At 47.6% G+C, this 9,863-nt stretch carries 10 protein-coding genes; 5 read left to right on the top strand and 5 right to left on the bottom strand.

Translation table 11 applies throughout. The annotated features are described in order from the left end of the window. A partial coding sequence (locus VIM87_RS06115; protein WP_331996122.1) for an ABC transporter substrate-binding protein occupies positions 1-405 on the bottom strand: 405 nt, incomplete at its 3' end. A gap of 107 nt (positions 406-512) precedes the next feature. Here VIM87_RS06115 and VIM87_RS06110 point away from each other — a divergent pair. Beyond that, on the top strand, positions 513-2,195 hold the full coding sequence (locus VIM87_RS06110) for a M1 family metallopeptidase (protein WP_331996121.1): 1,683 nt from the start codon (positions 513-515) through the stop codon (positions 2,193-2,195). 141 nt (positions 2,196-2,336) lie between these two features. On the opposite strand, the gene VIM87_RS06105 is transcribed toward VIM87_RS06110, so the two are convergent. After that, the gene (locus VIM87_RS06105; RefSeq protein ID WP_331996120.1) at positions 2,337-2,999 is read right to left on the bottom strand and encodes an NADPH-dependent F420 reductase; all 663 of its coding nucleotides are present in this window, start codon (positions 2,997-2,999) and stop codon (positions 2,337-2,339) included. 324 nt (positions 3,000-3,323) lie between these two features. Then, a complete protein-coding gene (locus VIM87_RS06100) occupies positions 3,324-4,061 on the bottom strand; it encodes a menaquinone biosynthesis protein (RefSeq protein WP_331996119.1) in 738 nt (245 codons plus the stop codon). 41 nt (positions 4,062-4,102) lie between these two features. Between VIM87_RS06100 and purB the strand changes: the two genes are divergently transcribed. The 3 genes from purB to VIM87_RS06085 all read left to right on the top strand — a co-directional run bounded on the left by purB (position 4,103) and on the right by VIM87_RS06085 (position 7,048). Continuing rightward, on the top strand, positions 4,103-5,443 hold the full coding sequence (purB, locus tag VIM87_RS06095; RefSeq protein ID WP_331996118.1) for an adenylosuccinate lyase: 1,341 nt from the start codon (positions 4,103-4,105) through the stop codon (positions 5,441-5,443). Positions 5,444-5,872: 429 nt separating this feature from the next. Further along, positions 5,873-6,154 (top strand): metalloregulator ArsR/SmtB family transcription factor, encoded by a 282-nt coding sequence (locus VIM87_RS06090; protein WP_331996117.1) that lies wholly within the window; start codon positions 5,873-5,875, stop codon positions 6,152-6,154. 144 nt (positions 6,155-6,298) lie between these two features. Next, the gene (locus tag VIM87_RS06085) at positions 6,299-7,048 is read left to right on the top strand and encodes a glucose 1-dehydrogenase (protein WP_331996116.1); all 750 of its coding nucleotides are present in this window, start codon (positions 6,299-6,301) and stop codon (positions 7,046-7,048) included. A 163-nt stretch (positions 7,049-7,211) separates the two neighbouring features. On the opposite strand, the gene VIM87_RS06080 is transcribed toward VIM87_RS06085, so the two are convergent. Next, positions 7,212-8,369, bottom strand: coding sequence for a glycoside hydrolase family 172 protein (locus tag VIM87_RS06080; protein ID WP_331996115.1), 1,158 nt, complete (start codon positions 8,367-8,369; stop codon positions 7,212-7,214). A 40-nt stretch (positions 8,370-8,409) separates the two neighbouring features. After that, the gene (locus VIM87_RS06075; protein ID WP_331996114.1) at positions 8,410-8,766 is read right to left on the bottom strand and encodes a YraN family protein; all 357 of its coding nucleotides are present in this window, start codon (positions 8,764-8,766) and stop codon (positions 8,410-8,412) included. A gap of 58 nt (positions 8,767-8,824) precedes the next feature. On the opposite strand from VIM87_RS06075, the gene manA reads away from it, so the two are divergent. Further along, positions 8,825-9,863 (top strand): mannose-6-phosphate isomerase, class I (gene manA, locus VIM87_RS06070; RefSeq protein ID WP_331996113.1); only part of this gene is annotated, 1,039 nt, incomplete at its 3' end.

The following is a 9,863-nucleotide window of genomic DNA, read 5'->3' as shown; positions in this document are numbered from 1 at the left end:
GTCCATAATACGGCGAAAGCTATACACCACATCCTGCGCGGTCATACGCCGGCCCTTGCCGTTCACAAAAGCATCATTATCATGGAAATATACATCCGGCCGCAGGTAAAAGGTAAAGGTGGTATGGTCGGCGCTCTCCTCCCAGCGGGTAGCCAGCAGGGGCCGGATGATCATCTGGGTATCCGGCTCTACCAGGGTGCTGTATACCTGGTGAACGGCCCAGATAATAGCCTGGCTTTTGGCAAAAGCAGGGTCCAGGGATGACAGTCCATCCGTATGATTAAACCGGAACACCTGGGTATTGGAACGCTGATCCGGTTGGCAGGCCGTTACAAAAGTAAAAGCAGAGATAACACAATTTATTAATACAATAACGGAGGTACTTTTACGTTTGTTAGCCGTCATTTACATGTAAGGTTTTACATTTTACACTGTAAATTAATATCTTTCGGGTTCAAAATACGATTCTGAATATGACGCGTGGCATACCTATGTTTCTATTGGCTTTGATAATGGCGCTGCATGCCGGAGCCCAGCAACAACAATCGCATTTTAAAGAGACGATCCAAACCAAATTCTCTCATGCGGATACCCTCCGGGGTTCCATTACCCCCCAGCGTGCCTGGTGGGATGTGGTAGGTTACGACCTGTATGTAACCGTTACCCCCCAGGACAGCTCCTTTAAAGGTTATAACACCATTACCTATAAGGTGCTGCAGCAGGATAGCGTTATGCAGATAGATCTGCAGTATCCTATGATCATGGACAGCGTGGTGGTGGACATCGATAGCTTAAAGATCACCAAGCAAACCAAGCTGGCCTTTGACCGCGACAGCAACGCCTACTTCATAAAATTTCCCAATGCACAAAAGAAAGGCACCCAGCGTAAAGTAACTGTGTTTTACCATGGGCAGCCCCGCAAAGCCATTAACGCCCCCTGGGATGGCGGTGTGGTATGGGCCCGCGACTCCCTGGGACGCCCCTGGATAGCTACTGCCTGCCAGGGCCTGGGCGCCAGCGTATGGTGGCCTAATAAAGATCACCAGAGCGATGAGCCGGAATACATGAACATTAACGTAACCGTACCCAAGGAGCTCACAGATGTATCCAACGGCCGCCTGAAACTGCGTATACCCAATGCCGATAGTACCGTTACTTATGTATGGGCGGTGAACAGTCCTATCAACAACTACGATGTAGCCCTGAACATTGGCTACTACAAAGAGTTTAAGGATGTGTATAACGGCGAAGGCGGTAAGCTGGACCTGGATTACTGGGTACTGGATTACAACCTGGAAAAAGCCAAAAAACATTTTGAGGTAGTACCCAAAATGATGCAGTGTTTTGAGTACTGGTTCGGGAAATATCCTTTTTATAAAGACAGCTATAAGCTGGTAGATGCGCCCCACCTGGGCATGGAGCACCAAAGCGCCGTGGCCTATGGCAATGGTTACCAGATGGGCTACAAGGGCCGTGACCTTTCCGGCACCGGCCAGGGGCTGAAATGGGATTTTATTATTGTGCACGAAAGCGGCCACGAATGGTTTGGCAATAACATTACCACCAATGATATAGCAGATATGTGGGTGCACGAAAGCTTTACCAACTATTCCGAAACCCTGTTCACCGAATGTGAATATGGCAGGGAAGCCGGTACGGAATACCTGATGGGCTGCCGTAAAAATATTAAGAACGACCGCCCTATAATCGGCATCTATAACGTGAACAACGAAGGTTCGGGCGATATGTACTACAAAGGCGGTACGATGATCCATATGATCCGCCTGATCATTGATAATGATGAAGAGTTCCGCCAGCTGCTGCGCGGTATGAATACGGATTTTGCGCACAAAACAGTGAACGGCAGCGACATAGAACGTTACATTTGCGCTAAAACCGGCAAAGACCTCCGCAAAACCTTTGACCAGTACCTGCGCGATACTACCCTGCCGGAGCTGCAGTACCGCATTGTAGGCCAGGTGCTGTACCACCGCTGGAAATCCTCTATCCCTAACTTTGATATGCCGGTAAAGGTAACGGTGGGTGAAAACAACTACCAGTTCATTCATCCCGGTACCCGCTGGGCTACCGATAACCTGAGCTATATAGATCCGAAACTGTTTAAGGTAGATAAGCAGTTCTATATTAAAGTGCGGGAAATGAAAACGGTGAAGGAGATGAAGGAACCGAATTAGATGTGCAGATGTGCAAATATGCAGATGTGTAAATAATAAAAAATGTCCGGATAACATCCGGACATTTTTATTTAACAATATAACTTCTTAATATATGCTGCATTCATCATCTGCACATCTGCATATTTGCACATCCGCACATTAATCAGTTTTCTTCACCAGCTTAAATGCATGGCTCCAGTTGCCGGTGCGGTAGCCGTAAGCGCTCCATAAAATGCCCAGGGGCTCTATATAGCGGCTCATCACGATCTTTCCCATATCCGCCACATCTTCCCAGCCCATCTGGTGCAGCATATCGGTCACCACTTTTTTAGCTTCATCATTATTACCACAAATAAACATGGTGGGGTTTTCACTGGTATCCTTGTGCTGGAACATGATCTCATGCCCCACACAGCTCAGGGCCTTTACTACACTGGTATCGGGCGGTAACCAGGCCTGGATCTGCTCCCCGGAAGACTTTAGCCCGCTCACAAAGGATAAGCGGCCTTCCTCATCCGGCCCCTTCCCATCCAGCGGGTTGGTAACATCCACCACTATCTTGCCTTTGAAGTTCCAGATCCCGGCTTGTTCTATGGCGCTTTTAGCGCCGATCCAGCTTACACATAAAATAATGATCTCCCCGGAGGCGGCTGCTTCCCGGAACGGCGCAATGCTGGCAAGAGGGCCCTGCCGCTTTAACCATTGCTGTAATGATTCTTTAGCGGGATTACGAGTTCCAATAATGACATGATGGCCCATTCCTACAAACCCGGCGCCTAAAGTGAGCCCTACGGCCCCACTACCCAGGATACCGATCTTCATGACGTAGTATTTGCAGGAAGATAAGAAAAAAATAGCTAACCTGTATTCCTATAAGGTTTAAGAGAAAAGCCGGGCACGGGTTGCGCACGGGTTGCACCCGAATTGCGCACGAATTGCGCACGAATAACAAACCAGGTACCGGCCGGCCGGTTTAGGGTCACCGTTCCATGAACTTCGCGGGTATTTCCTATGAGTTTCTCATGTCTTTCCCTACTGGATCCCATGTTTTTCTCTAGTCCATCCCTAGTGAATCCCATGAGCATCCCGTATTAAAAGCGCATACATCTTATAGTAAAAGCGCATGATGTTCAGGGTAAAAGCGCATTACTGCAAATATCCCAGGAACTTTTGCATGCCCTGCCGCTTGGCCGGCGTTAGCGGGTAGCTGATATATTTTGTGTAATAAGCCGTAAGATCGAACAGCGGGTATGGGTTTTCCGCTACTACGGCAGGTATATTATGAATGCCTATGCTGTTGGCATTGTTAAACTCCTGTATAAACTCCACCGGCAAGGGTTTGTTGCTCACCCAGGCCGCAAATACAAAAGGCAGGCTGGTAAACCGCATCCAGGCTTCAGCCAGGTCGTATATGTAGGGGGAGTTATGGCGTTGAGCCAGCGCCCGGTCGCCTATTACCAAACCGGCATCCAGGTCTTTGATCAGGTGCTGGTAATCGCCGCTGGTTTCCACCAGCTCCACATCCAGCCGCCAGAAATCGCGTATCAGCAGCTTCAGTAAGGCTACAGAGGTACGGCTCTGGTAATCCAGGTAAATACGTTTAATATGCTGCAGCGGCACTTCGCTGAACAGGCATACGGAAGCCACCGGCCCCTCCGCTCCTATGCAAAAATCTGAAATAATATGATGCTCCTGCATTTTGGGGATCACGGCCACCGGTACCAGCGCCACATCCACATTGCCTTCAATTAACTGCTTGGCAATCACCGCCGGGTAATCCATCGATAACTCCATCATCTTCATTACTGCATGTCCCCTGAAACCGTACAACAAAGGCTTGGTATTCAAATAACTTACTGCCGCTACTTTTACTTTCCGTTCCAATTTCTGTATTTTTGTGGCCCGCAAAATTAAGCTAAATTATTATGCAACTACAACCTTTAACCGCCATTTCACCATTGGACGGTCGTTACCGTAAACAACTGGAAGAGCTGGCCCCCTATTTTTCCGAATACGCGTTGATCCGTTACCGTGTACTGGTAGAAATAGAATATTTTATTGCCCTGGCGGAACAAAAGGTATTTGCGTTGCCAAAAGCAAAAGTGCCTGCCCTGCGGAAAATATACCAGGAATTTACCCTGGAGCACGCCCAGCTGATCAAGGATACAGAGAAGATCACCAACCACGATGTAAAAGCCGTGGAATACTTTGTGAAGAACGAGCTTAAAAGCCTGGGGCTGGAAGATAAGCTGGAATGGGTACACTTTGGCCTTACCTCGCAGGACATTAACAACACCGCTACCCCCCTGCTTTGGAAAGAAGCCGTAGAGCAGCTGTACATGCCTGCCATAGCCAACCTGGTGCTGGAACTGAAGAAATTTGGCAAAAGCTGGATGAAGATCCCCATGCTGGCCCGTACCCACGGACAGCCCGCATCGCCCACCATTCTGGGTAAGGAGATCCTGGTGTTTGTGGAAAGGCTGGAAGGACAGATAAAACTGCTGGGCGAAATACCCTTTGCCGCTAAATTCGGCGGCGCTACGGGCAACTTTAATGCCCACCACGTAGCTTTCCCTAAAATAAACTGGGAAAAGTTTGCCGATAAATTTGTGAACACTACCCTCGGCCTGCAACGTATGCGCTACACCACGCAGATAGAGCACTACGATAACCTGGCCGCCCACTTTGATACCCTGAAACGTATTAACAATGTGCTGATAGATCTTTGCCGCGATATCTGGACCTACATATCCATGGATTACTTTAAGCAAAAAGTAAAAAAGAACGAAGTAGGTTCCAGTGCTATGCCGCATAAGGTAAATCCCATTGATTTTGAGAATGCAGAAGGTAACCTGGGTTTAGGCAATGCGCTGTATGAGCACCTGAGCGCCAAGCTGCCCATCTCCCGCCTGCAGCGCGATCTTACAGATTCTACGGTGCTGCGTAACGTAGGCGTACCTTTTGGCCATAGCATGCTGGCCTTGCGCTCCATCCAAAAGGGCATGGAAAAGCTGATCCTGAATGAGGCCAAGCTGAAAGAGGACCTGGAAAACAACTGGGCGGTAGTGGCGGAAGCTATTCAAACGGTGCTGCGCCGGGAAAACTATCCCCAGCCTTACGAAGCGCTTAAAGAGCTTACCCGCGGCGGGGATCAGATCAATCAAAAAACCATTCATAAGTTCATTGATGGTTTAAAGATCAATGCTACGCTAAAGAAAGAGCTGAAAGCCATTACGCCGGAGAATTATACGGGCGTGTGGAGTTAATTTTAATTATGAATTATTCAATTACGAATTACGAATGAGTGTACTTCAACAAGTTCGTAATTCGTAATACTTACAAATACAAAAGCGGAAGGTTTGAAGTTAAAGGCGATTAATGCCTGCTTCAAACCTTCCGCTTTTTATTTAACCCTAAATAGTCATTAAGAATTAAAGTAAACGTAGAATTGAAAATTTTGACATTATTCCAAAGGCCGGTAAACCATTCTCGTCGTTTCATAGCAAGGGATAATTTGAGTATTCGTTGAGAACCATTTTTGACAATATATCCGCCAATAGCAAACACCTGATAGCGCAGGGTTTTCATTCGTTCATGCACTTTGGTTCGTAATACGGTCTGGCAGAACAAATAAAAACATTCAAATATTTCGATATTTCCCTTTACCTTTGTTCTGAAATCATCTGTTTTGTGAAATGGACAAGTGGAAAATTGAAAAGATATCGCGGTCGTTAAGCGATGTAAGCAGGATTTCCATCTTAAAAAAATTTAAAACAAAGAAAGGCTGTGTTTATTGCTCAGAAATAAATGAAATGCCTGAGCTTAAGCTTACGCAGCCGGCTGTTTCACATCACCTGAAACAATTGGTAGACGCCTACTTGCTAATCTCCGAAAAAGAAGGCCGCATCCTTAAGTACAGTTTGAACCAAAAAGTACTTAATGATTACATTGATTTTCTTAATGCTTTGAAGGACTAATTTTTTAAGAAAAAGAATAATGGAAAAACGCTTTAAATACATCGAAATATTTAGATATTTGAATTAATAAATTAAAACAATCAACTGTTTTCTGGTAATCAAAAAACACAAACAACATTTCTTAAATTTTAATAAAGTAATCAAATGAAAAAGCTAAACAACAAAGTGGCAGTGGTAACTGGTGCATCTAAAGGTATTGGCGCATCTATTGCATTACACCTGGCTGCTGAAGGAGCGAGTGTTGTAGTTAACTACGCATCAAGTAAAGAAGGCGCAGACAAAGTGGTGAATGAAATTGTAAGTAATGGTGGTAAAGCCATCGCTGTGAAAGCGGACCTGGCGAAGCAGGCTGACATCGACCAATTATTTACCGAAGCAAAATCTGCATTTGGCAGGTTAGACATTCTTGTAAACAATGCAGGTGTTTACGAATTTGCTCCTTTGGAAAGCATTACAGAAGAGCACTATCATCGCCAGTTCGATCTGAATGTACTCGGATTAATATTAGCTTCTCAAAAAGCGGCAGGGTTGTTTGATGAAAACGGCGGAAGCATCATCAATATCAGCTCTATCGTTGCCCAGGGCCCTATTGCAAACGCATCTGTTTATAGCGCCACCAAAGCTGCGGTAGATGCAGTAACAAAAGCCTTGTCAAAAGAATTGGGTTCACGCAAAATTCGTGTAAACGCTTTATCACCCGGATTAATAGAAACAGAAGGCACACATTCAGTTGGTCTTATCGGCAGTGATTTACACAAACAAGTGGAATCAAGCATATCATTAGGCCGCACCGGCGTTCCAAGCGACATTGCCAAGGTAGCCACCTTCCTTGCCTCAGACGACGCAGGCTGGATTACCGGCGAGATATTACTTGCATCCGGTGGTCAAAACTAACGCTGCATTTAACATAGCTTACAAAATTTCTCCGATAAACAAAGACCGGTGTTAAAGTGCCGGTCTTGTTAATTACTCCTATCATAATTACTTTCAATGGCATTCCGCGTTTGGCAGGCTATGCGCCGCTTTGAGCAGGGGCGTAATTGAATAATTCGTAATTCTATTTAGCCGTGTCCAGATAATAATACGCGGTGGCAGATACATCATCGGAACGGTAAAAATTCGTCCAGGAATCAGGCTGCGCGGCGGTTTTCAGGCGTACAACCTTATCCTTTTTATACAAGGGCTGCTGGTGGCCGCCAAAGTCGCTGGTAATGGGGATCATAAGCGCGCCGGCCTCCTGCAGCGCCATAACAGCAGCGGTAGGCCCGCCGCCAATTTGCTGCAGCGTAACGCGGCAGCTGTTCGTAAAGAATATAGGGTCCGGGATGTGATAGCGGTAAAAGCACCATTGCCGCAGGGAATCGCTGGATACCAGGCAGCCGCTGTACTGGTTGGCAAAAAAGCCCTGTCCCCAGCCGGTGCCAATATAATCTTCCGTACCGGTGCCTACCAGCGTGGGTAATGCCTGGTCGCCATCCAGGAACATTTTCACCTCTCCTTCTCCCCACCAGAGCTTACCATATGCAGGGTTGGCGTTTATGCCTACATTCACACCCAGGAACCGGCCTTTGCCCTTTACAGCCGGCAGCAGCTCAAAGTCGGTACCTGGCTGCGTGGCAGTATCGCGGCGCCAGTAAGCATGAAAGTACAGGTTACTATCGTCCCATGTTTTTACCAGGCTATAATCTACATCAAAAAAGAAATGGCTCAGCGGCCTGCCCGATCCATTGGTTACTGTAATGCGGGCTGCCTTTTTGAATGGCATTGGTATAAAACAGTTAAAGGAGCGGCCTTCCGGGCTGGCAAACAGCGCATTCTCAAATACCGCTGTTCTGCCCAGGCCCACGCCAAAGAAATCGCCCAGCGGTACAGATACAGCGGGTGTGCGCTCATTATCCCAGAACATTTCCAGCTTCAATGCGCGCAGCATTTCCGGTGAGCGGTCTGAAAGCGTGATCCAGATGCGGTGAATGATGCCAGCTTCCTGTATATTCAGCAAAGTAACAGTGGCGCCGGCAGCAATAGATTCAAAGGGATGCCCTTTAGCGCCGTTATTGGCTTTGCCGCCTGCGCCCTTTACGCCGTTCAGGTTCTCAGGACTGCTCCACCGGGGTGTAAGGTTACTGTCAAACTGGTAATAGGGGTGGCTCTGGGCCTGGCTCCGGCTGCATTGCAGCAGGCAGGCCAATATGATGAACAGGCAGGATCGCAGCATGTTTAATTACGATTATCAATTACAAATACTATAAATTCCCTCAAAACGCATCCTCAAAATGCATCACCTCCATCCCTCCTTCTTCTCCAAACGTAATGGCAATAATATCAAAACGTATAGCCAGCGGCGTAAGGCCGCTTTTTTCCATGAACACTTCTGCAGCGCCTTGTAAATACTGCCGCTTTTTAAAATCCACCTTTTCTTCGGGCCAGCCGAACACACTATTGATACGCGTTTTCACCTCCACAAATACCAGCTGCCCGTCTTTCTGCGCAATCACATCAATCTCTTTCCGCCCCCATTTCCAGTTAATGTGTAAAACAGTATACTGTTGCTGTTGTAAGTAATTTTGTGCGATCTGCTCTCCTTTTTTACCCAGCTCATTATGGGAAGCCATTTTTTCAACTATTTTTGGGATTGGTTTTTATGGTTCATCAATAAATAAATCTACTTAAATGGCTGCAGTTGATAAAAAGTTATTCCGGCTGGATGGGAAAGTACAACATTATGCATGGGGCGGTTTTACCTATATCCCGGAACTATTAGGCATTCCCAAACAGCAGGAGCCCAGTGCGGAATACTGGATGGGCGCGCATCCCAGCGCACCGGCCACCATTCACCTGAATGGGGAAACCACCACGCTGGATCAGCTGATCAAACAATCACCCGCGGCCATTGTAGGTCAGCAGGTATGGGACCGCTTTGGCGAGCTGCCTTACCTTTTTAAGATCCTGGACGTAAAAGACATGCTCTCTATACAGGTGCATCCCACCAAGGCAGAAGCAGAGAAAGGATTTGCCCGGGAAAATGAAGCAGGCATCCCCTTAAAAGCTGCTAACCGTAATTATAAGGATGCCAACCATAAACCGGAGATCATGGTGGCTTTAAGTGAGTTCTGGCTGCTGCACGGCTTCTTGCCGGAAGCAAAGCTGAAAGCCATCCTGGAAACAGTGCCGGAGTTTGCCTCCCTGAAAGGTGTATTTGAAAAAGACGGCTATTATGGCCTGTATAAAACCGTAATGGAAATGCCGCAGGAGCAGGTGAATACCATGCTGCGCCCGCTGGCCGACCGTATACTGCCTGCTTACCTGGCCGGCCAGCTGGAAAAAAGCAATCCTGCTTTCTGGGCCGGCAGGGCTATTGCCAACGATCCGCAGGGCTTAGAGCGCCTGGACCGTGGTATCTTTTCCATTTACTTTTTTAACATTGTACAAACCCAGCCCGGTGATGCCGTTTTCCAGGATGCAGGCATTCCGCACGCTTACCTGGAAGGGCAGAACGCAGAGCTGATGGCCAACTCAGATAACGTGCTGCGCGGCGGCCTTACGCCCAAACATATTGATGTACAGGAGCTGCTGAAGCATACCCGCTTTGAAGCCGTGCATCCGCACATCATGACCGGCGAGCCTGCGGCCGACCCTGCAGAAAAGATCTACCATTCCCCTGCACCCGATTTTGTGGTAAGCAGCATTACCCTGCGGCCCGGTGTTACGT

Origin of the sequence: Chitinophaga sp., from assembly GCF_036569125.1 — a bacterium.
Taxonomy (GTDB): domain Bacteria; phylum Bacteroidota; class Bacteroidia; order Chitinophagales; family Chitinophagaceae; genus Chitinophaga.
This window is presented reverse-complemented; position numbering and strand designations above follow the sequence as displayed.